General features: G+C 61.3%; 19 protein-coding genes and 2 pseudogenes. 9 read left to right on the top strand and 12 right to left on the bottom strand.

Annotated features, from left to right (window positions below):
• The 3 genes from ABJF10_RS15600 to ABJF10_RS15610 all read left to right on the top strand — a co-directional run.
• Positions 1–562, top strand: a 562-nt coding sequence (locus ABJF10_RS15600; protein ID WP_348545517.1) for a M15 family metallopeptidase, incomplete at its 5' end; no start/stop codon positions are given.
• A gap of 59 nt (positions 563–621) precedes the next feature.
• The gene (locus ABJF10_RS15605; protein WP_348545518.1) at positions 622–1452 is read left to right on the top strand and encodes a fumarylacetoacetate hydrolase family protein; all 831 of its coding nucleotides are present in this window, start codon (positions 622–624) and stop codon (positions 1450–1452) included.
• A gap of 28 nt (positions 1453–1480) precedes the next feature.
• Positions 1481–2536: a DUF4126 domain-containing protein gene (locus ABJF10_RS15610; RefSeq protein WP_348545519.1), complete on the top strand. Its 1056-nt coding sequence runs from the start codon at positions 1481–1483 to the stop codon at positions 2534–2536.
• A 9-nt stretch (positions 2537–2545) separates the two neighbouring features.
• Here ABJF10_RS15610 and ABJF10_RS15615 read toward each other — a convergent pair whose 3' ends face one another.
• Positions 2546–3223, bottom strand: coding sequence for a hypothetical protein (locus ABJF10_RS15615; RefSeq protein ID WP_348545520.1), 678 nt, complete (start codon positions 3221–3223; stop codon positions 2546–2548).
• A 400-nt stretch (positions 3224–3623) separates the two neighbouring features.
• Between ABJF10_RS15615 and ABJF10_RS15620 the strand changes: the two genes are divergently transcribed.
• From ABJF10_RS15620 to ABJF10_RS15630, 3 genes are all read left to right on the top strand, one after another.
• Positions 3624–3881 (top strand): hypothetical protein, encoded by a 258-nt coding sequence (locus ABJF10_RS15620; protein WP_348545521.1) that lies wholly within the window; start codon positions 3624–3626, stop codon positions 3879–3881.
• 127 nt (positions 3882–4008) lie between these two features.
• Positions 4009–4662, top strand: a complete 654-nt coding sequence (locus ABJF10_RS15625; RefSeq protein ID WP_348545522.1) for a carbonic anhydrase — start codon at positions 4009–4011, stop codon at positions 4660–4662.
• The gene (locus ABJF10_RS15630) at positions 4659–5960 is read left to right on the top strand and encodes a glycoside hydrolase family 71/99-like protein (RefSeq protein WP_348545523.1); all 1302 of its coding nucleotides are present in this window, start codon (positions 4659–4661) and stop codon (positions 5958–5960) included. The genes ABJF10_RS15625 and ABJF10_RS15630 overlap by 4 nt, the downstream gene beginning before the upstream one ends.
• A 63-nt stretch (positions 5961–6023) precedes the next feature.
• Here ABJF10_RS15630 and ABJF10_RS15635 read toward each other — a convergent pair whose 3' ends face one another.
• The 7 genes and pseudogenes from ABJF10_RS15635 to ABJF10_RS15665 form a co-directional block, all read right to left on the bottom strand.
• Entirely contained in the window at positions 6024–6809 is a 786-nt protein-coding gene (locus ABJF10_RS15635) for a S8 family serine peptidase (protein WP_348545524.1), read from the bottom strand.
• Positions 6806–7411 carry a GAF domain-containing protein gene (locus ABJF10_RS15640; RefSeq protein ID WP_348545525.1) on the bottom strand — a complete coding sequence of 202 codons (606 nt, stop codon included), beginning with the start codon at positions 7409–7411 and terminating at the stop codon, positions 6806–6808. The genes ABJF10_RS15635 and ABJF10_RS15640 overlap by 4 nt, the downstream gene beginning before the upstream one ends.
• Before the next feature lie 57 nt (positions 7412–7468).
• Positions 7469–8230 carry a hypothetical protein gene (locus tag ABJF10_RS15645; RefSeq protein WP_348545526.1) on the bottom strand — a complete coding sequence of 254 codons (762 nt, stop codon included), beginning with the start codon at positions 8228–8230 and terminating at the stop codon, positions 7469–7471.
• Between the two features lie 805 nt (positions 8231–9035).
• Positions 9036–12080 (bottom strand): HAD-IC family P-type ATPase, encoded by a 3045-nt coding sequence (locus ABJF10_RS15650; RefSeq protein ID WP_348545527.1) that lies wholly within the window; start codon positions 12078–12080, stop codon positions 9036–9038.
• Positions 12081–12132: 52 nt separating this feature from the next.
• Complete coding sequence (locus ABJF10_RS15655; RefSeq protein WP_348545535.1) at positions 12133–14010, bottom strand: heavy metal translocating P-type ATPase; 1878 nt, start codon at positions 14008–14010, stop codon at positions 12133–12135.
• A 125-nt stretch (positions 14011–14135) separates the two neighbouring features.
• A complete protein-coding gene (locus ABJF10_RS15660; protein ID WP_348545528.1) occupies positions 14136–14621 on the bottom strand; it encodes a hypothetical protein in 486 nt (161 codons plus the stop codon).
• A gap of 674 nt (positions 14622–15295) precedes the next feature.
• Positions 15296–15514 (bottom strand): annotated as a pseudogene (locus ABJF10_RS15665) (polysaccharide lyase); the annotation flags it as partial.
• A gap of 185 nt (positions 15515–15699) precedes the next feature.
• On the opposite strand from ABJF10_RS15665, the gene ABJF10_RS15670 reads away from it, so the two are divergent.
• A complete protein-coding gene (locus ABJF10_RS15670; protein WP_348545529.1) occupies positions 15700–16938 on the top strand; it encodes a polysaccharide pyruvyl transferase family protein in 1239 nt (412 codons plus the stop codon).
• Between the two features lie 32 nt (positions 16939–16970).
• Here ABJF10_RS15670 and ABJF10_RS15675 read toward each other — a convergent pair whose 3' ends face one another.
• Entirely contained in the window at positions 16971–17768 is a 798-nt protein-coding gene (locus ABJF10_RS15675) for a polysaccharide lyase (protein ID WP_348545530.1), read from the bottom strand.
• Between the two features lie 366 nt (positions 17769–18134).
• Here ABJF10_RS15675 and ABJF10_RS15680 point away from each other — a divergent pair, with 366 nt between their 5' ends.
• On the top strand, positions 18135–18491 hold the full coding sequence (locus tag ABJF10_RS15680; protein ID WP_348545531.1) for a hypothetical protein: 357 nt from the start codon (positions 18135–18137) through the stop codon (positions 18489–18491).
• Positions 18492–18548: 57 nt separating this feature from the next.
• On the opposite strand, the gene ABJF10_RS15685 is transcribed toward ABJF10_RS15680, so the two are convergent.
• A complete protein-coding gene (locus ABJF10_RS15685) occupies positions 18549–19607 on the bottom strand; it encodes a hypothetical protein (protein ID WP_348545532.1) in 1059 nt (352 codons plus the stop codon).
• A 69-nt stretch (positions 19608–19676) separates the two neighbouring features.
• Here ABJF10_RS15685 and ABJF10_RS15690 point away from each other — a divergent pair, with 69 nt between their 5' ends.
• A complete protein-coding gene (locus ABJF10_RS15690; protein ID WP_348545533.1) occupies positions 19677–20234 on the top strand; it encodes a hypothetical protein in 558 nt (185 codons plus the stop codon).
• 455 nt (positions 20235–20689) lie between these two features.
• Here the strand turns inward: ABJF10_RS15690 and ABJF10_RS15695 are convergent, their stop codons facing one another.
• Both ABJF10_RS15695 and ABJF10_RS15700 read right to left on the bottom strand, forming a co-directional pair.
• Complete coding sequence (locus tag ABJF10_RS15695; protein ID WP_348545534.1) at positions 20690–21628, bottom strand: aldo/keto reductase; 939 nt, start codon at positions 21626–21628, stop codon at positions 20690–20692.
• A gap of 293 nt (positions 21629–21921) precedes the next feature.
• Positions 21922–22225: pseudogene (locus ABJF10_RS15700) on the bottom strand (acyl-[acyl-carrier-protein]--UDP-N-acetylglucosamine O-acyltransferase); the annotation flags it as partial.

The following is a 22225-nucleotide window of genomic DNA, read 5'->3' on the forward strand; positions in this document are numbered from 1 at the left end:
CTGGAGCCTGCGCTACGAATCGATGGTCGATATCGCCAAAGCCTGCCCGGGCATTTGCGTCGAGATGCGCTACGCCACCGAGCGCAACCTCGCCCACAAGGTGGTTTATCCCTTGCAGGCGCGGGCGCTGATTCGCAAGAGCGTGGCGAAACGCTTGCGACAGGCGCAGGACGAACTGCGCAAGCAGGGTTTCGGGCTGAAAATCTGGGACTCTTACCGCCCGGCGTGGGCGCAGGAAGCCCTCTGGAAAGCGGCGCCGAATCCCGAGTTCCTCGCCGATCCCGCGCGGGGTGGTTCCTTTCATACCTGGGGCGCTTCGGTGGATGTAACGCTCGTCGATCTCCAGGGCCGGGAGCAAAAGATGGCCACGGATTTCGATGACCTCTCCGAGGCAGCCAAATCCAACTACGTAGGCGGCAACGCGGGCATCGCCGCCCGCATGAAGATCCTGCGCGCGGCCATGCTCAACGCCGGCTTCAACGGCATCCGCGACGAATGGTGGCACTTCACCGCCCAGGACGGCTGGCTGTTCGCCCCGGTGGACATGGCCCTCGAGGACTAAAAAGCTCGCGAGGGTCGGCGAAACATCAAGAATTCCCGCACGCTCGACTCTTCCCAATCGTGAAAATCATCCGCTACCAATCCCCCCACGGCGAAATCGGCTACGCGCAGGAACACGCCGACGGCACGGCCACGAAGCTCCGCGGCACGCTCCTGGACACGCTGACGCCGACCGGCGAAACAGCGCCCGTCGCCCGCGTGCTCGCGCCGCTGGAGCCCACGGCGATTCTTTGCATCGGTCTCAATTACCGCCAGCACGCCGCCGAGACGAAGGCTCCAATCCCGCAATTCCCCGTGCTCTTTTTCAAAAACCCCGCCGCCGTCCAGCACCCGGGCGAGCCGATCGTGCTCCCGCGGTGGCTGAAGAGCGAAAAGGTCGACTATGAGTGCGAACTCGCGGTGGTAATCGGCCAGCGGGCGAAGAATGTCCCGCGCGAGCGCGCGCTGGAATACGTGCTCGGCTACACCTGCGCCAACGACGTGAGCGCACGCGACTGGCAGAAGGAAGGCGGCGGCTCGCAATGGTGCCGCGGCAAATCCTTTGACACCTTCGCGCCGCTCGGGCCGCGCCTGGTGACGCGCGACGAGATTCCCGATCCGCAGGGTTTGCGCATCCGCACGATCGTCAATGGCGAGACACTGCAGGATTGCTCGACGGGCGATATGATTTTCGATGTGGCCACGCTCATCGAGTTTCTGAGCGGCTCGACGACGCTGCTTCCTGGCACGGTCATCTTCACCGGTACGCCGCACGGGGTGGGCACGGCGCGCACACCGCCACGCTACCTGCACGCCGGCGACCACGTGACGATCGACATCGAGGGGATCGGCGCGCTGACCAATCCGGTGATCGACGAGACCGCCTCGGGCGCAACGACTTTCCGTTTGTAAAAACTCCGCGCGCGCCAATAGTTCGCCCATGCAAGTCCTGCAAACATTGGGCGTGGCCCTCGGGCTCGCGTCGCTCGCGGGCCTGAATCTTTACCTCACCGTCTTCGTCACGGGCCTCGCCATCCAGCAACAGTGGGTGGATGTGAGCCAGTCCTACCCGGAGCTGGCCGTGCTCGCGCATCCGGCGGTGCTCATTCTTTCCGGCGTCCTCTATCTGCTGCAATTCTTTGCCGACAAGGTGCCGTGGGTCGACTCGCTCTGGGATGCGGTGCACACATTCATCCGCCCGATCGGCGGCGCCTTCCTGGTGGTGCACGTCCTCGACAAGCCTGACCCGACGATCGAAGTGATCGCGGCGCTGCTGGCCGGCGGCGTGGCCCTCACCACACACAGCGTGAAGGCGGGCACACGGCTGGTGGCGAATCATTCACCGGAGCCTTTCTCGAATATCGCCTTGAGCCTGGGCGAAGATGCGCTGGTCGTCGGCGGGCTCTTTCTCATCAAGCAGGACCCGTTTCTCGCCCTCATTGTCTTTTCGGTCCTGCTCCTCGCCATCGGTTACCTCGGGCCGATCATTTTTCGCGGCGCCAGGGTGCAGCTCTGGCTCATCTGGAAAAAAATCGCCTCGCCCGCCGCGGACAAATTGGAGACCAAGCTGTCCCGGGATCTGCCGCACGAACTCGACGTCGCCTTCTTCAGCGTGAATCTGGAGCGCGACCCCATCGCCTGGGCCGCGCCCTGCATCAGCACTTCGGCCCGCCGGTTGCCGGGGAACGTCTTCGGCTTCCTCGTGGCCACGGAACGACCCGGACCGAAGCTCGCCTTTGTCGCCAAGCGCGGCTGGAAACAAATCGCGGTCGAGCTCGACCTCACCGGCTACCAGGTCGCGCATGAGCCGAAATTCCTGAGCGAGAACGTCGTGCTCCACCATCTCGAGAAAAAGCCGAGATACATCTTCCTCTTCGCGCGGGGCCAGCGCGCGATCGTCAAGGCCGTGGTGGCCAGCATCACGGGCCGGTTGGCGGCTTCGCTGCCTGCACCGGAGGAACCGGCTCGCATCGAGGAGCCGGCTATTTCGTCCTGACGGATCGCTCTACTCCACGCCGAAGCACGCCGGGCTCGCCACCCGGCAGAGATCGAGGAAGTCTTCCCACTTCAGGACCAACCAGGGATCCTTCTCACGCACATAGTTCATGGTCGCATCCGCAATGCTGCGCCGCGCGCGCTCCAGGTCGCGGCTGATTTTCGCTTCGGAGCAGGAATACATCTGGGCCAGTTCGCGACCCAACAGATCGTTGGCGTGGGCCAATTGCACGAGCACGAAGTCTTCCGCGTCGCACTCGTGGAACGCCGCCTCCACCGCTCCGCGCATGATTTCCAAGAGGGGGGCCTCCGTGGACGAAGGCGCCTCGCCTTCCACCCCGGGGTCATCGATCGGCCGACCGTCAATTTCGAGCTGCCGCTTGCGCTTTTCGTTGCGCTTCCGCTGAACCAGCTTGTTCAAGGCCACGGCTTTCAACCAGGTGCGCAGCGGGGAATTTCCGCCATAAGTCGCGAGCCGTGGCCTGTTATCCGCCCGCTCCGCGAGGCAATCCGCCCTCATTTCGTTGGCCAGTTCCTGGGCTTGCTCCGCGTCAGCTCCAGCGGAGACCAGGTAGTCCGCGACGTACCCCCGGCAGGTCTGCTGAAACTGGCTGATGGACAACAAGTCACCCTCCAGACACTTCTGCGCGAGCAGAAAATCATCGGGGTACGGCAGGGTATCAATCATGGGAGGCGAATCGTGAAAAGCGCTGGCCCGAAATTCAACGGTAAACTGTCGCGGTCTTGCGGGAGGGGCGCGACCACCTCCGTGGCCGCGCCCCATCCCGCAACAACCCGCGATACCCAGCGCCCGCCACTCCACCGACCCACCCGCTGTCCACCGCCCTCCGTGTTTCCACGCTGCACCTACTCTCCTTATCCCCCACGCCCACAAACCCAACGGTCGCTGACTACTGCGAAAGCGGCCTCCCTACTACCCACTGCCTTCACTGGCTGAGATGCGGGTTTGTCGACTCCTTGCAGCAAATCTTCCATTTTCGGAAATTTTTTTCGATAAGTGCGATTTTCCACATCAAAACGCATTTTTCCTGCAAGAACTCTCCCGTTGGTCATCTTAACCAGTAGCTATGAGTGACGACGATATTTCCTTGTTGATTGAATTCCTCGATCGCAGCGGTCCGGAAGTGAGTGGCCGCGGGTTGATAGGGTTGCAGGTGGAGCAGACGGCCATGATCGAACGCTTCATCAACGGACGATGCGATGACGCCGAGCGTCGCGAGCTGTCCCGATTCCTCCAATTGCACCCCGCTTGGATTCGCTGGATCGCTGAACGGATCAGGACCGGCCGTGATGCGGGCGAATCATCGCTCGCGGCCGGCGAGTAAATCCGTTCCGCATCATTGGCGAAGGGAGAGGCGCGCTGTTGCCTGGCGCAACGTGGAACGATCTTGGCGGGCCCGGGGGAAATGGATTATTTCACTGGCTGCGGTTTGCACCCATCAGCCTTGCACCATGAAAATCCATCCCGGAATCCTTGCCCTTCTATCCACCCTCATCCTCCCGGCGCTCGCCACGGCGGCTGATCATGCGAAACCCTCAGTCGGTCCGGATGCCGCGCTCGCACGATTAAAGGCGGGCAATCATCGCTTCGTCAGCGCTTCCATCAGCGGCGGAAAGCCGACCGCCGCACGGCGCGCGGAAACAGCGGAAGGGCAGCACCCATTTGCCATCATCGTCGGTTGCGCGGATTCGCGCACGGCGCCCGAAATCGTCTTCGATCAAAATATCGGCGATCTATTCGTGGTCCGTACTGCGGGCAACCTCGTGGACGACTACGCCCTCGGCAGCATCGAATATGCGGTGGCGCACTTGGGCTCGCGACTCATCGTGGTGCTCGGTCATCAAAAATGTGGCGCGGTGCAGGCGGCCCTGGCGGGCGGCGATGCCCCGGGTCACGTCCACGCGCTGGTCAGGGCGATCCAGCCCGCCGTGCGAGCCTCGAAAAGCCAGCCCGGCGACCCCCTCGTGAATGCGATTCATGAAAATGACGCGCTCGTCGCGAAGAAGATTCGGCAGAAGGCCCAGCTCGGTGATCTCGCTGCGCAAGTTCGCGTGGTCGAGGGCTATTATGATCTGCACACGGGCCGGGTGGAGTGGGCGCAATGAGGGTGGCGCAAGGCGCGGCAACATTCGTCTTTCTCCTCGCCGCCGTTCCCGGTCTCACCGCTGCCCCCGCCCCGACGCGCGAGGAGGTGCTCGCCGCCACGCTCGCACCGTACGCCGGTGAATCCGTGCGCGGTGTGGATACGAGCACGCTCACGAGCAAGGTCATGTGCGGCTACCAGGGTTGGTTCAATTGCGAAGGCGACGGCGCCAATCGTGGCTGGGCGCACTGGGTGAAAGGCCGTGGCATCCCCTCGCCTTCGAATGTGAAGGTCGATCTCTGGCCGGATGTTTCCGAACTCGGCGCCGACGAGCGCTTCGACACCGCGTTTCATCATACCGACGGCCAACCGGCACAGGTCTTCAGCTCCTTCAAGCAGGCCACGGTGCTGCGGCATTTTCAATGGATGCGCGAATACGGTGTCGATGGCGCCTTCGTGCAGCGTTTCGCCGCCGGTGCGCGCTCGGCGGATTTTCAGCGGCAAAACAACACCGTGCTCGCCCACTGCCGCGAAGGCGCCAATCGCCACGGCCGCGCCTACGCGCTGATGTATGACCTCTCCGGCCTGGCCGCGGGGCACATGGACGATGTGATGGACGACTGGCGCCAGCTCCGCACCCGCATGAAGCTCGGCGAAGACCCCGCCTACCTGCACCATCGCGGCAAGCCGGTGGTCGCAGTGTGGGGCATCGGCTTCAACGACAAGCGCGCCTACACGCTCGAGGAATGCCGGCGGCTCATCGAATTCCTCAAGAGCGATGGCTGCACCGTGATGCTCGGCGTGCCGACCTACTGGCGGGAGCAAAAGAACGACGCGATCACCGACCCCGCGCTGCACGAAGTCCTCGCGCTGGCCGATATCGTCAGCCCGTGGACGGTGGGCCGCTACCGCTCGCCGGACGACGCTGCACGCTACGCGGAAAAGCAAATCAAACCCGACCTCGCGTGGTGCGCGGAACATCGCCTTGATTATCTGCCTGTCATCTTTCCCGGCTTTTCATGGCGCAACATGTACGGGCAGAACACGGGCACCATCCCACGGCTGCGCGGTGAGTTTTTCTGGCGGCAGTTTCGCGAGACGAAGAATGCCGGGGCGAACATGCTCTATGTGGCGATGTTCGACGAGGTCGACGAGGGCACCGCCGTTTTCAAATGCACCAACGACGTCCCGCCCGAAAGCGAAGCGCCCTTTGTGACCTATGAAGGACTGCCCTCCGACTACTACCTGCGGTTGACCGGCCAGGGAACGAGAATGCTGCGCGGCGAATTGCCCACGAGCAGTCCGCTGCCAAAACCCTGATTTTGCCGGGAAATAGGGCATTTTTGGCAATGGAGCCAACTGAGGGTGTTGGCTTCCGCGACATCAGCGCTCGTTCGGCGCCATAATCTCGCGGCTCCATGGCATGGCGAAGCGCTGGAACAGCGCCTTGGCTTGCAACGGATCGAGATCGGGAACTTCGCTGAGCAGGCAGGCGAGCATGCCCGTGACGCGCGGCGCGGCGAAGCTGCTACCGGTCACCTTCTTGGTTCCACCGCCGGACCAAGGGACGTCCACATCCACCCCGCGGGCGGCAAATCCCACCATGTGCCCGGGCTTGTGGAAGATCCCGAACTTGTCCGTCGTGCGCGCCATGTTCACCGTCAGGACCGACGTGAAAAATGCCGGCCACTCCGGGCGCCCATAATCCGCGTTATTGCATGCCGCCACGACGTGGACACCGCGCAAGTAGGCTTCATCGACCCATGTCTTGTACTTGAGCACGTGATCGAGCACGCCGCAGCCGAGGCTGCAATTGAGAATGTGATACCCGCGCTCGATCGCCTGCCGCGCGCCCTCGAGAATAATCGCCGTGCGCGCCGAAAGCGATTCGCCCAGAACCCGAATGCTGCCGATCTCCGCCTCGGGGGCGACCTCGTGAATGAGGCCGGCGACCGCCGTCCCGTGACCGAAAAGATCACGCCCTTCGCCGGGCACGACCTTCAAACGATGCCCATCTTCCACGATGGCCAGATCATCGCAGAGCGACCGGCCGCCGAAAGCCGGATGGCTGCTTTCAATCCCGGAATCGAGCACCGCAATGCGCACACCTCGCCCCGTCCCGCGGCGCATCGCCGCCTCCGCCTCCGCCGGCGAAATCCAGCACTTCATGTCAGCTCTTCGAGACCGATGGCGAGGGAGAGCAGTTGTTGCTCGATGAGACGGGCGAAGACCGTGGCCGTCAGTTGCAACGTCTCGAGATGCCGCGGTGAGAATCCCGGCGGCTCCGGGTCCGCCGAATTCGGCGACCGCAATTGCACCGCCGAGATGACGCCCCGCAACTCGCCGGCAAAGTAAAGCGGCGTCGCCAGCATGGCGCAGGTTTGCAAGCCGAGCTTCTGGTCGAGCGATTTGTCCTGCTGCTGGTTTTTGCTGACGTCATTCTCACAGAGCGGCAGCTCGGTGGAAACGATCATGCTGATCATGCCCGCGCGCACGCTCTGGCGAAACCGGCCGACGAAGCTCGCGGCGTTCGGGCCGGTATTGAAACGCGGGATGAGATAATTGCGGCTCTCCTCGAGCAGCCACACCGTGCCTTCGTGCGCGCCGATCGCCTGGAAGCAGTCGACCACGAGCGCCCGCATCGTGGAGTCAAAAAACTCGTCGAAGGACCCCGTGCCCACCCGCCCGGCCAGTTCCCGCAGACGCGTCCGGACGATGGTTCGCAAATGGCCGAGGCGATCGTCGTTCAGAACCGTAAGTCGTTCGCCCATGTTGCCTGCTATCGCTAGCCACCCGGCGCCGCGTTATCAAGCCGCAAAGTGTGACGATTATCGGTCGAGCAGCGTGCCGCCGCGAAGATTGCCGGGCAACCCCGGCACCGCCGCCGGATTCACCGAAGGAATCGCCGGCCCGCGCCCGTCCGCCCCGTGGGCCAAAGCCTCGTCCACCGTCGTGGCAAAAGCCTTCATGGTGTCCTCCTCGCCCAGCGACGTCGTGTAATGATAGTAGCCCGCCGGGTAGAGCTTGCCCTGCCAGGTTTCGCCACCCGCGCCTTCGAGTCCGTAGATAAAGGCGTCGCCCAGCCCGATCGTCGCCCGGGTGTCCTTGCCCAGCATCGTCGCCGCCGGACGCCCGGTCTGCACGGTGAGACTGGCGCGCACCCCCTTGGTGGTGCCTTGCTGAATGGCTGCGGTGACAAAAACGACCGTCTGCTCGATGCGCAATCGCTTGGCCGCCTCCTCCGGCGAGGGCTGCTGGTTCTGCTTGTCGTCAATGGCCGCGCTCTGCGCACGGACCGCCGCCAACTGCTGCTGCACCAACTGCTGCTGCGCCGCCGCGCGGCTGGCCCGGCCCTGCTGCCGGTAAGCCTCCGCCTTGGCCGAATCGTAATTGAAACGCTTCTGCAATTCCGTCGAAAGCATCACGAAATCCACCTTCTCAATCCCCGCATCCGTCTGCACCACCAGCCCATCCGGCTCGTTCCGGACGATCGTCCCCTTAAAAATGGTGCCATCCGCGCGTTTAAGATCTTCGGCACACGCCAGCAACGGCAGCAACAACACGGCGAGCAAGAGGGGGAAGCATTTCATGGTCTTACAGAGAATACTTTGTAACGACCTGAACTATGGCAAAAATCCGCCTCCTGTCGAGTCGCAGACTTTGGCGGCAGTGTCCTTATACTACTCGGCAGCAGTCTTTCCGCTCCCCTGCTTGCAGCTTGCAAGAGTTGAAATCGATTTCAAACTCCCTTGGCATGACGCCACTCATGGATTCCGCCAATAGTGCCGCAAAGGTCGCCCTGGCCGCAGGAGCACAGAATCAATCGTCATGGGCTCGAATCGCGCTCATCGCCGCCTGCATGTGCTTCTGTGGCTGTGCCACCACTCAATCGTCTTCACAAACATACGCTTCAGGAGACGCCAAACCGCCAAACGAATATCCAGCATGGGCGCAATGGGCGGGAATTTTTGCGCCCATGCTAAAAGGATACTCAAATTAAGGGCACGACCACTTTGGCCACGCAGCCCACGTTTACTGATCCCGCGCGGAGGGGGGATGGAGCCGTCGACAAATTATGACAGGAGGGTCATGCTCTGGGGCTGAACCGGCTGCAAATTACGCATCAGTCACAATTTGTTGACTGACCCGAATGGCACTAAGATAAGGGCGATTTAGGATGATCCTCCTCTGTAAAACGTATGCCAGTCCGGGCTCTTCAATCAACCAACCGAAAAGCGGCAACAACGATCACGCCTTGTGCGCAAGCCCTTCCGCGGCGGACGAACGTCAGGCGGAGCGTCTGGGAAAAGCGAACTCGTCCAAGAGTAAACTCGTCCATAAAGTGCCTTATCTTAGTGCCATTCTTGACTGACCCCCATTTCCCCATTCCACATCCTATTTCCGTGACGAATTTGATTTTTCCCAGGCACGCCGCCAGGCTTGCCGGCCCGCCTTCTCGATCTCGAGGACCAGGAGTGGGATCGCCCCTATGGCAAGAAGTACCAGGCCATCCCCAACAGGCAAAAACGACGTCTTGAGGAATCGGCCCAGCATGGCGTTTTGATGGCTCAGTACCTGGATGCCGAAAGAAATGACGACCACAACGACCAGATTAATGTTTCCGAAAAAGGAGATGCGCCAGACGGGCTTGGTCTCGCTGCGATCTCCAAACGCGCGAAGGAGCTCGGCAAAGACTAAAACAGTGAACGCATACGTACGGGCCATCTCCTCGGCGGTCCCCGCTTTCAGCATATAGAAGTAAACAGCAAAGGCGACGCCCGCCGTCAGAAAGCCGGTGAATAACATCGTCGGGAGAAATCCGCGGTCCGTGATGTTCTCCGACCGGTGGCGCGGGTGGCGCTTCATCACGTCGGGGTCGATGGGGTCGGTGGCAAGACAGAGCGCGGGCAGACCGTCGGTGACCAGGTTGATCCAAAGCAGATGAATCGGCAGAAGGGGCGACGGGAGACCCACGATCACGCAGGTCGTCATGAGCAACAATTCCCCGGTGTTTCCCGCGAGGAGGTATTGCAGGGTTTTGCGGATGTTGTCGTAGATGCCTCTGCCCTCTTCGATGGCAGCGATGATCGTGGCGAAGTTGTCGTCGGTGATGATCATATCCGCCGCTTGCTTCGTAACTTCCGTTCCTGATTTCCCCATGGCGATGCCAATGTCGGCACGTTTAATCGCCGGGGCGTCGTTCACACCATCACCGGTCATGGCCACGACCTCATCATTGGCTTGCAGCGCGCAAATGATGCGCAACTTATGGGCGGCAGTCACACGGGCGTAGACCGCCACTTCGGATGCGCGCCGCTGCAGGACTTCGTCGGACATCTTTTCCAACTCTGCGCCGGTCACGGCTGCCGCCGTCGACTCGATTCCGAGATCATGCGCAATCGCGCCGGCAGTTTGGGGGTGGTCGCCGGTAATCATCACCACGCGAATCCCGGCGTCGCGGCACTTCGCGATGGCAGCTTTTCCCTCGGGCCGCGGCGGGTCGTACATTCCCGACAAACCAACGAATACGAGGTCGTGCTCGACAGCGTCCGCCGTGAAATCAGCCGAAGAGGCGTCTTCCAAGTCACGATAGGCCGAGCCGAGCACGCGGAGCGCTTGCTTTGCCATAGCGGAGGATTCCGCGGAAATGCGCTCCCGGTCCTGTTCGGTGAGGGGACAGGTTCCGGTGCTGGTGTAAAGTTTGGCGCAGCGTTGCAATAACGCGTCGGGCGCCCCATTGATCAGAGCGCGAACCGCCCCGTCCGGCATCCGGCGAATGACCGTGCTCCGTTTGCGGTCGGAGTCGAAGGGAATCTCATGTTGCTTTGGCAGTTCGCTCTCGATGCGCTTGCGATCGCCGCCCGCTTTGAGGCCAGCCACCAACAATGCGCCTTCGGTAGGATCGCCGACCGTTTTCCAAGTCCCGTCCTCTTCAACGAGGTGCGCGTTGTTGCAGCCAAGGAGGATCGTCGCGAGTTCGAGCAACGGCGCGAAGTGCGGCGCTCCCACCTTCGTGCCCTCGAAGCGGACCTCGCCGGCTGGCGCGTAGCCTTCACCAGTGACTTGGTAGCATTGGCCAGCGACGTAGAGAGAGCGCACGGTCATTTCGCCGACGGTCAAGGTGCCGGTCTTGTCCGTGCAAATCACACTGGTCGAGCCGAGGGTTTCGACGGCAGCCAGTTTGCGCATGAGCGCGCGGCGGCGGGCCATGCGCAAGACGCCAAGCGAAAGCGCCACCGTGACCACGGCAGGCAGCCCTTCCGGCACAGCGGCCACGGCGAGGCTGATCGAGGTCATGAACAGCTCGAAGGGCTTTGTTCCGCGCAGCATCCCCAGCCCAAACAACAGCGCGACGATACCCAGCGCTGCCCAGACGAGAATCCGCCCAAACGAGTCGAGCTTCCGCTGAAGCGGTGTGCCTTGCTTCGCGTCCCCGTCATCCATCAGCTTCGCAATGTGGCCCAGTTCCGTCTTCATCCCCGTGGCGACGACGACGGCCAGCCCCGTACCTGCCGCAACGCTTGTGCCCATGAAAACCATGTTCCCGCGATCGCCAAGCGAGATGTCGCCTTGCCCCAAAGTCGCCGGCTGTTTCGTCACGACCTCCGATTCGCCGGTGAGCGCGGATTCAACGCACTTGAGGGAAGCCGCCTCCAAAAGCCGAGCGTCGGCCGCAACCAGATCACCTGCCTCCAAGGCGAGAAGATCTCCCGTGACGATTTCCAAGGCAGGAATCAAAGCGAGGTGCCCGTCGCGCCAGACCTTGGCTTGGGGCGCGGTCATCGTTTTGAGCGCCGCGATGGACTTTTCCGCGTTGTACTCTTGATAGAAGCCGATGGCGGCGTTGAGAACGACGATGACAAGAATGGCGATGGCATCCACCGCTTCGCCCAGCACGCTGGAGACGATACCGGCGGCGATGAGGATCCAGATGATGAGGCTCTTGAACTGGCCGAGGAGAATCCGTAGAGGGCTGATGCGTTCGCCTTCCTTTAGTTCGTTTGGGCCATCAACAAAGAGACGTTGTGCGGCATCCCGCGCGGATAGTCCGGCGGACAGATTCACGCGCAGGAACTGAGCGATTTCCGCAGTCGGCAATTGATGCCACGCTCTATCGGCCACCGGGGCAGGCGGCGCTGGTTTGTCTGTGCCCGGAAGCAGCGCCCGCGCTCGTATCAACCAGCGCCTCGCCCACAGAAACTCCGTCGCCAGAATCGCCAGCCCGAGCGGAATGACCAGAATTGCCGGGCCTGGCAGGATGATCATGACAACGCCCACCAACACGACGCTGCCACCCACCACCGCCACCACGAGCTTGCGCGCAAAACGCACCCTCGGCTGGCGCAGGAACAGCCGGCATCTGGCGGTGAGATGCTTCAGGCGTTTTGAGATGGTCACGAGGGCGCTTTCTGCCATGAGCGAGGCTTCGTTCACCAACACGCGGAGGTCCGAAATGTGGACATGTTCCCAGGAAGGGTTCTGGCGCGAGCTATCAGAGGTCGTGAATCACTTTTGGCGGCAAGGCGGCCCGCAAGGCGTTCAGCACAGCCAGAACATCGATGATTTCCTGGGTGATGGCGCCGCCCACCGGATTGAGGTGACCTGTGGCGGCGAAGATCATGCCGATCACGCTGAGCGCCATGCCGCCGACCGCACTTTGCAGGGCGATGATTCGCATGCGACGGCTGATGTGCATGAACTCGTCGACTTTCTCCAGGGAGTTATCCATGACCACGACCCCCGCCGCTTCCGCCGTAACATCGCTATTCTGTCCAATCGCCATACCAACCGTGGAGGCCATCATGGCCGGAGCGTCATTGATGCCGTCACCGACGTAGAGGGTTTTGGCGAGAGCGGTTTCCTGGCGGACAATGGCGAGCTTCTCTTCCGGGCTTTTCTGTGAGTGGATCTCGGTGATGCCCACCTGCTCGGCGAGGTAGCGCACTTCTGATTCGCGATCTCCAGACAGAATCATCACGCGCTGAAATTGATGTTTGGGGCCGAGGTGTTTGATGAAGGAACGGCTCTCGGCGCGGGGCGCATCGCGAAAGCGCAAGACCCCGGCGTAGCGCTGGTCAATGACGACGACGCATTCGAGCCCTCCGGCGACCGCCGGGAGTTGATCGGCGCCAGCCGTCTTTTGCGCGATCAATTTGTTGCGGCTCGTAATCTGCAATTGACGACCGGAGACGATTCCGCGGAGGCCCTGCCCCGGCTGCTCGCCGACTTCGGTGGCCTCGGGTAGCTTAATTCCAGCGGCCTTTGCCGCCGCGAGGATGGCACGCGACAACGGATGCTTCGAATAGCGCTCCAGGCTGGCCACCAGGGTTAGGACTTCATTTTGTTCGAAGCCAGGCGCGACGATCTGCTCTGTCAACGTCGGTTCGCCATAAGTCAGCGTTCCAGTTTTGTCGAAAATCGCGGTGCGGCATCCGGCAATCTGCTCCAGCACGACCGGGCTTTTTACAATGATCGCGCGCCGCGCGCAGAGAGAAATCGATCCGATGACGGCGATGGGGATGGCAAGGAGCAATGGGCAGGGTGTGGCAATGACGAGAACCGCCAGAAACCGCATCGATTCACCGCTCATCATCCAGGCTGCAACTGCCACCGCCAAGGCCACAGGAGTGTAGATGGCGCCCAGTTGATCGCCGAGTCGCTGCAACTGTGGTCGTTTGCTCTCCGATTCGCGCATGACTTCCATGATCTTCGCATAGCGCGAATCGGCGGCGAGTTGGGTCGTGCGGATGGTCAAAGCGGAATCTCCGTTGACCGCGCCGGAGATCACCTTCGAACCGGAGGTCTTTGTCGTCTGGAACGGCTCCCCCGTGAGATAGGATTCATCCATCACTCCGTGGCCATCGATGACCACACCGTCCGCCGGGCAGATCTCATGAGGATGGATCACTAGAGTGTCACCCACGGCAATTTCCGCCAGGGCCACGTCCACCATTTCTGTCCCTCGTACCCGGTGGGCGATCGAGGGCATTCGTTTGGCCAGCGCGGCAAGTACAGAGGAGGCGCTGCGCAACGCGTAGTTTTCCAATGCTTCCCCTCCGGAGAGCATCAACACGATGATCGAGCCAGCGAGATATTCATCCAACACGATGGAGGTAACGATGGAAATGCCCCCGAGCAGATCGGAACCAAATTCCCGCCTCAGGAGCTTCCGCAGCAGATCGTAAAGCAACGGTAGCCCGCCAACGATGAGGGTGGCCAACAAGGGGGCGTGATAAACGCTCGGGACGGAGCGGAAGCCAAAGCGGAGTAGCAGATGCGAAATGATGGCGGCGATGGAGAGTGCCGCGATGACGATGGTTTTGCGATGCCACAGGCGGGACGGCGAATACCAAGAACGGCTGCGCGGCAGTTCATCACCGAGTTTTGGCTCCAGGTTCGCGTCCCGTGCCTCAGTAGGTGAAAGTGCCGGAGAGGTGCTCACGAAATTAGGATGAGGCTCTTGGGGCATTCGCGGAGAGGTTTTCGCGTGAGTTCTCACTGCCCGTGATTTTTGGCCCCCGTATTGGCAGGTGGATTGGCGTCAGATCGGATCTCCGTATGCCGGATTTGACCACCCATATTGGCTGTCCAAGTCATCAGGCCGCCAACGATCAACGACGCGGCGAGTATCAGCGAGGCAAACCAAGGGGGTATCACTCTGCCGGAACGGAACAGGAACAAGCCAGCCAGCGCGGCGACACCCAAAACGATGACACCGACAAACGCGACCGTTGCCGCTTCCTCATACTGTTCGATAACTGGCTTGAGAACGCCTGGCAGCGCTTTGACCACGTCTTCCGCCGGTTCGCCGGTCAGGTAGGCGGGCGCAGCCAGCAACGCGACAAGAGCGAAAACGCCCAGTGCCGTCTTCTTGATTTCGTCGCTCTTTCGCCAAATGCCGAAGAGAAGGAGTCCCAACCCGAAGGCCGTGCCGAGGACTGGAATGTGATTCAGCATGAGATGGAGATGGGTCGGATTCATAGTTTTACATCAGTATCGATTTGACTAACGCCGCTACGGGTAAAAACCGGTGACTGCCCGCAGAAAGCGGATTCTCGGAGATCGCTCTGTTTGTTTCCCTCAAAGTACGCGCGGCGTCATGAATCGACTACGTGCTGCTTGCTCATCACGGCCCATCTATTGCCTGTTCGAATTGTCGGATTCTCTGCCTCTTCGCTGTCCCAAGTGGGTGACATGGGAGCGTGATCGATATTGAGCTTTCCACTATGGAGAAGGAGCACGCGGCGGTGGAATTCCGCTGCCTCGGGGCAGATGCTCGTGGTAAATCAGTTCCGGTGGCTGACCCATTCGACAAGCTCAGGGCAGGCTCTACCGGCTACTCTCGGACCGGCCCTCCGGGCCTGCTATCCGGCAGCCGCTCTTATCCCCCGCAGGAGGTGGGTGGGTTACTTGATGATCCGGCGGGGGCTGCTGGTCACGAAAGCGACCAACTGGGCGACCTCGGGCGTCTCGGGGAGGTCGGAGCGGGGGAGATGGGGGATGGGGGATGGGGGTCAGTCAACAAATTATGACAGGAAGGCCCCGGTCCAGAGGCAGACCGGCTACAAGATTGCGCATCTGTCACAATTGGTTGACGGACCCCGGCTCCCTTTCCTGCGGGTGACCGCTTCTGCATTCCCTCTTTCCGTGTTCCCCTAGGGCTGCTTGGTCACGGTGATCGGGCCGAACTCTACCCAATACGGACGGATCGGCGCCCAAGTGGAATCGCCGCTTCCGTGAAAAGTATCGAAATAGAGCCCGTCGATGCCGAAGGTGTCGGTGGTGCGCCATTCCAGGTCGGTGCGATCGACCACCAGTTGTTCGCGCGCCGGATGGCCGGTCGCGACCCAGACCTGCAGGGTGCCATTGCGGGAAGCGGGGGCATTTGATCGTGAGTTCGAGGCGCCGCGCTTCGCTCACTTTGGGAACGAGAGGTGAAAGAATGGCTCGCGGCTCTTGCCTCCACTACGGGCGCGAATTCACGAGGGGTATTTGAAGTGACAGCATCTGTCTTCGCGAATTCACTATCGTTTCCCCAGTCCAGCCTCCCTTCCTCCTCATGAACCGTCGCCACTTTCTATCCACCCTCGCCCTGACCCTCGCCGCACTTCCGGCCGTCGCCGCGGAAGGTCGCAGGCCACGCATCGTCCTGCGCAATGCCTGGCAGAGCATCAACATCGGCGACATCGCGCATTACCTGGGCTTCTTCGAGTTGATGGAGAAACACAAGATCGACGCCGAATTTCGCCTCTGGCCCGGCACCCTGAAAGATGGCGCGGATGCCCTCCTGGCCAGGCGCTTCCCGAAGGTCATCGTCCTCGATACCCCGGAGAAGATTACGGCTGCCATTCAGGAATGTGATTTCCTCGTATCCGGTTCCTCCTCCGGCTTTGGCGGCTCCTCCGCTGTCTCCCGCTGGAGAAAGGAAGCCCCCGGCAAGCCCTATGGGGTCTTCGGCATCTCCTTTCTCGGCGGCAGCCCTGAGGACGTCGATAACCTCAATCATGCCCAGTTCGTCTTCTTCCGCGATTCCGTCGGCCTCGCCGCGGCCAGGGAGAATGGCGTGAACTGCCCGATCATGGAATACGGACCGGACAGCGCCTTCGGTGTCGTCACCCTGCGTAATGATAAAGCCGCTTTGGCCTTTATGCACGCGAACGGCCTGGAGGAGGGCAAGTTCCTCTGCTGTATCCCACGCTATCGCATGACCCCGCACTGGATCATCCAGAAAGCCCGTCCGGTCGATCCCGTGAAGGCCAAGCGGAATGACGAGATGAAGGAGCATGATCATGCGCCCCTGCGCGAGGCCATCATCGCCGTCACCAGCCAGACCGATCTGAAGGTCCTCATTTGTCACGAGGACCAGACCCAGATCAGCCTCGGCAAGGAGATGATCTACGACAAGCTTCCCGAGGAGACGAAGAAGAAGTGCGTCTGGAAAGATTCTTATTGGCTCACGGATGAAGCCCTCAGCACCTATGTCCGCAGTGCCGGACTCTTCGGCAATGAAATGCACAGCCCCATCATGTGCATCGCCAGCGGCATCCCCGCCGTTGTCTGCCGGTTCAAGGATCAAACCATCAAGGGCTATATGTGGCGCGACATCGGCCTCAACGACTGGCTCTTCGACCTCGACATCGAAGAGGAAGTCGCCCGCATCGTCCCCACCGTCCTCGACATCGCCAAAAACCCCGCCAAAGCCAAAGCCTACGCCGCCCAAGGCCGCGAGAAGATGCTCCAGTTTCAGCAGCGAGAGATCGACGTCCTGAAGGGGGCCGTGGCGCAAGCGATCAAGTGATCGGCCCTTCCATCTATCGACCAAAACTGGGCCTATGGCTGCCTGGTCACGGTGATCTGGCCGAACTCCGCCCAGCACGGGCGGGTGGGGGCCCAACTGGAATCGCCGCCCCCGTGGAAGGTATCGAAATAGAGCCCGTCGACGCCGAAGGTGTCGGTGGTGCGCCATTCGAGGTCGGTGCGATTGACCACCAGTTGTTCGCTCGCCGGATGGCCGGTCGCGACCCAAACCTGCAGGGTGCCATTGCGGGAAGCGGGGGCATTCATCCGCACGCGCAGGCGCAGATGGATATCCGTGTCGGTGGGAAAACGGAACTCGGCCGGGAAGGGAAAGCTGTCGCCATAGTTGGTCCGCTGATTCTTATGATAGACATAGGCCTCGCCCCGGCCATCGGCCCGCCACATGAGCCGCGCGGAAAATCCATTGGCTCCATTGGCGGGTTTGCCCCCGCTCACATTCTCCGGGCCGCCGCAGAGACCGGGCAGCTTGCCGCCTTTCACCCAGTCGAAGTCCTTGCTGAAGCGCACGGTGTAGGCCAGCTCCGCCGCTTCGCAGCGGCCGACGGGAAAACGCCAGCCGACGCCGCCTTTGTCCGGCCCGATCTGCCCGGGGGCATAGGCCACGCGGAAGACGTTCGACTCGCCCCGCGACACGAGCGAGACGCGGCCGGCCGCCACCCCGTCTTCCCACTCACAGCCTGGCCAATCGATCTTCCACTGGGCCACCGCATACGGTCCCGCCGGCCCGTGAGGCTGGATGCGGACCGGCGTGCCGTCGAAAGCGAGCGCGGCACTGGCGACGAGGAGGCTGAGAACGGGGAGGAAGCGCACGAGACAGGATGCGAGGTCGGATAAGACAAAAGCAGTTCTGCGGCGAGAAGAAACCGGGGGCAGCAGGCGGCCGTTTCCAGGATATTTACCACCAAGGCACAAAAGCACGAAGAGGAAGAGGGAACCACGGGCATAGGCAAAGCGTCATCTATCAAGGGTTGAAGAGTTGACCCCGGAAAACACTCAAAATAGCGAACACGCAAAAAGTTTGTCCTAAAACGCGGAGGCTCTGCTGTTACCACTGATGAACGCGTAATTTCCCGCAATTGAGTGAGAGGATACACGCCATACAATTCCAATGCCTCGGAGCTTGCACCGAGGTTGTTTTACCTCAACAATACAGTTCAATCCACCCTGCCCTAATTCATGAAGCAATCCATTCGTTCTCTCTGCACCGTTGTCGGCATCGTCGCGGCACTGGCTACTCCCTCGCTTTTCGCGACGGACTCGGTCGATGAGGTCATCGATACCCTGCACGAGGCGGCAAAATCGACCGAGCCCGTCCCGCTTCTGCAAAAGGCCTTGCAACAGTTGGAGAAGTACAATCCTAAGACCGGCGTGGGTCACTTCCGGGCCAACAATGCGGCTACGCGCGAGCACAAGGTCGAGGCCAAGCATCGAATCGAACAAGCCATCGAGGCGGCGACGGCTGGGAAGAGCGCTAATGAAAAAATTACCGCGGCGATTTCGGAGATTCGGTTGACTGGCCAATTCAAACACTGACCGACCAACCCCGCTAAAGGCGACGGCTGGGCGGGTCCGACCGAATTCGAGAAGTGCTCAGAGCCCTTCGTAGAAGACGTTCACCGCGACAAAAAAAGTGGCCGTATAAAGGTGGCTCCAATCATAGCGCTGGAGCATCGCCTCGATCTCCGGCCCGTACTCTGCACGTAACCCGGCATCACCCGACAGTAGCACGATCCACGCTGCAAAAAGCGGTTCCCGGACGGTATCGTCTTCATAGGGACTGCGGGGATTGTGGGCCGCCCACAGCGACAGTTGCTCCCGGGCCAGGGCGATCGCTTCAGCACAGCTTTGTTGCGGCTTCCACGAGGCCTTCAGAAATCGCCAGTCCACGTCGAAGCGCAACGTCGAGGCATTGTCCCAGCGATGAGCACGCACCAAATGCGGCGCGGCGCTCCGCGCTCCCGCCACCAACCCGCGGCGCAATTTCGCCCGCACGCCATCGTCTTCGACTTCATCCACCAGGACGCGCAGCGCCGCCTGGGACATCGCATTCGTCCAAATGAAGGTGTCTTTCTTATCGGACGGCCCCAAATCCAGCCCGTCCTCGATGACTTCCAAACGCGTGCGATTCCCCTTGCCCACACGCTCTTCGAGGCGGGCGCGGAATTCGCGAAGCCAGCGATCTTCCCCAGTCAGCGCATGCATCGTCCGCAGTAGAAACAGCAATCGCACCGCATCGTGCACGGTGGCGCGGGTAAGGTCGCCGCGTTCCCCGAAGCCGGCGGGATCACACGGGACCCGCCAGCGATTTTTTTCCACCGCTTCCACAGTGGCCACGATCTTTGTCACCACCCGCTTCCGTTCGTCCGCGGACGGAAGCTCAGTGCCCAAATACCGGCACAATCCGTAGACCCACGGAAACATCTGGTCCTCTGAACTCGCCGGGTAGTGCCCGCTGCCATCCGCCGCCACGCCGCGCCCGATGAAGCCCTCCGTCGCGCCCAGTTCCGACAGCTTCATCAATCCCGCGGCGATGCGCCGCGCTTTCCCCGCCGCCTCCTCATCCCGCCGCACCTGCCAGCGTCGGCACAACCCGTGGAGATAGAGCCCGCCAAAGAGTGGTCCATCCTCGATGGGCGTAGACCAACTCATGCCGTTGGGCACGCACGCCGCACACTCTTCCGCCGTCGGCAAGAACACCTCTCCATTGGTCCCGGCATAGTGCAACAGCGTATCGAATCGACGATCGATGAAACGCCGCCAGATCTCGGCCTGCGCCCGTTCCGCGGCCACCGCCGCGGCTCGGTCTTGAGCCCGCGCTGTCCGCAAACTGGCGCAAGCCAATCCGGCCAGAGTTCCGAAAAAATGCCGACGATGCATCATAGTAATGAAATAGAGGGAATGGCCTTCCCGAGCCAGCGTTTGTACGAAGACCGAGAAATGGGGCAGGCGAGATCAACCGACGCGTGGACAGTATCTGAGGCGTTAAACGAGGACAAAAGTATGCCGCACAACCGAAAGCGGGGGAAAATGCGAACCCTTCCGGTGAGCGTTCCCCACCGTTTTCAAATTCGCATCTTCTCGCCCGTGCGGTGCGAGTTGCGCAGCCGGGAGGGACGCTGGTCAAAGCAATTTCTGTCGGTCAAGGGCGCCCTGGATTTTGTGGCCCGCGATGAAGAGGCGCAAATCACCTTCACCGACGCCACAACGCGAGGCGTGTCTTGGGACAAAGGCGGTCTGAAGCGTTTACCGCGAAGTAGCGTGCTGCATGTGGAGTAGAAAAATGAGCGGTCTGACGAGTTCGCTGGGTCGCGTCGTTCAGGATCTCAGTTTTTCTGCAGGATCCGCTCGCTCTCAGTTTGATTTCGTCCTGAATCTTCAGGAATGACGGAGTGGCCCCGTCGTCTGGCGTGACGAGCGAGGTTTCGCAGCTTCATAAACGTAGAAGACTTTCCTTTTTCCGGCCTGCGGCTCGGGAGCGGTTCGGCGCACCGCGCCGTTGGCCATCCAATGCTCCAAATTTCTCTGAATGACAAAGGCGCTGACGTGGGGATTTTGCTGCCGCAACAGTTCAGTCGTAAATGGACCTTGTGGTATCAGGATGTCTATACGTTTTCGACCCATGCAAGGGATTCGCAACAAGAAGGTTGCGCGCGGTCAGCTTTCACCCCGACGCTTGCCTCGTGAGCAGGAAGGTCCCGGTCTGGAACTGACCGGCCGCCCAATTACGCGACTTACTTTTTTCGGGGAATGAAGCCGGGCACGCCGGTCTCTACCACCGCATTGAACCGGATCTGCGTCTGGATTCGTTCGCTGATCTCCCGCAGGGCGTCTTCCGGCAGGGTGGAGATATCGAAGTTTTCCGCGATCCGACTTGGAGTCTTGCTGGTCGTCAGGAGCGCGGTCCCGCGTTGGATCGCCCAAGCGAGCGCGACTTGGGCGGGAGTTTTGCCGACCCGCTGGGCGATTGCGGTGATGACAGGATCGGCCAGCAGGTTGGGCTCGCTGCTATGACCGAGCGCGGCGAAAGATTGGAAGACGATGCCGTTCTTGCGGCAATAGTCCAAAAGCTCCCATTCCGGGAGATACGGATGGGATTCGACGTGCACCACCGCGGGCTGGATGGTCGCGGTGGTAACGATCTCCTGCACCTTGGCCAGGCCGACGTCGGATAAGCCAATGGCTTTGCACTTGCCCTCGCGCACCAACTGTTCGAGCGCTCCCCAGGTGTCTTGCAGCGTCACTCCCTGGTCATAGATCACCTTGCCGTCCGCGTCCCGCGGGTCCTGCTCGTCTCCCGGTTGGAAGGCGAAAGGGGTGTGGATGAGATAGAGATCGAGGTAGTCGAGTTGGAGTTTCCGGAGGCTCGCCTCGAAGGCCGGTTTGACGCGCTCCGGACGATGGTTGGTGTTCCAGAGTTTCGTGGCGACGAACACCTCCTCCCGCTGGATCTGCCCCGCCTTGAACACCTCCGCCATCGCTTCGCCGACCTCTTTCTCCGTCCGGTAACGTTCCGCGGTGTCGAGCAGGCGAAATCCTGCCTCGAGCGCGGCCTTGGTCGCAGTTCGGGTGGCGACGGGGTCGGGAATGAGCGTTCCGAAACCGAGCGCCGGGATCGAGCACCCGTTGTTCAGGGCTAACTTAGTATAGCGAAGATTGTCGGGTTCTTTCACGATCTTGATCCTCCTTTGGTTTCGGATGGATTGTCCGCCCACAGCTTGGCGAGGTCAAGGCGTTGGGATTTTACCGCAGAGGCGCGGAGAGATGGGAGAGGGCCGCAGAGGGATGAAATTTGATTCGGTCTCTGCGCACCTCTGCGTCCTTTGCGGTTGTCCCCATTGCACCATGGACCTGTCGCCGAGCATCCAGTCCGCGGTTAAATATTCCGTCGGTTTCATTTGGCGCGGCCTTGTTATCCGGCAGCAATTTCCGGCAATCGCTCTACCCCCTGCGGAAGGCAGGCGGCTTACTTGATGATCCCGCGCGGGCTGCTGGTGACGAAGGCCACCAACTGCGCGACTTCCGGTGTCTCGGGGAGGTCGCTGCGGATCTGTTCCACGGCTTGCTGCAGATTGAGCGCAGAGCGGTAGATGAGGCGGTAGGCTTCCTTGATGGCGCGATGCGTTTCCTCGGAAAAGCCGTGCCGTTCGAGCGCCACCTTGTTGTAGCTGCGCACTTTGGCCGGGTTGCCGTCGGCGATCATGAAGGGCGGCACGTCCTGGACGATTTTCGAGCAGCCGCCGGTGAGCGCGTAGGCGCCGATGCGGCAG

Origin of the sequence: Chthoniobacter sp. (assembly GCF_040003245.1) — a bacterium.
Taxonomy (GTDB): domain Bacteria; phylum Verrucomicrobiota; class Verrucomicrobiia; order Chthoniobacterales; family Chthoniobacteraceae; genus Chthoniobacter.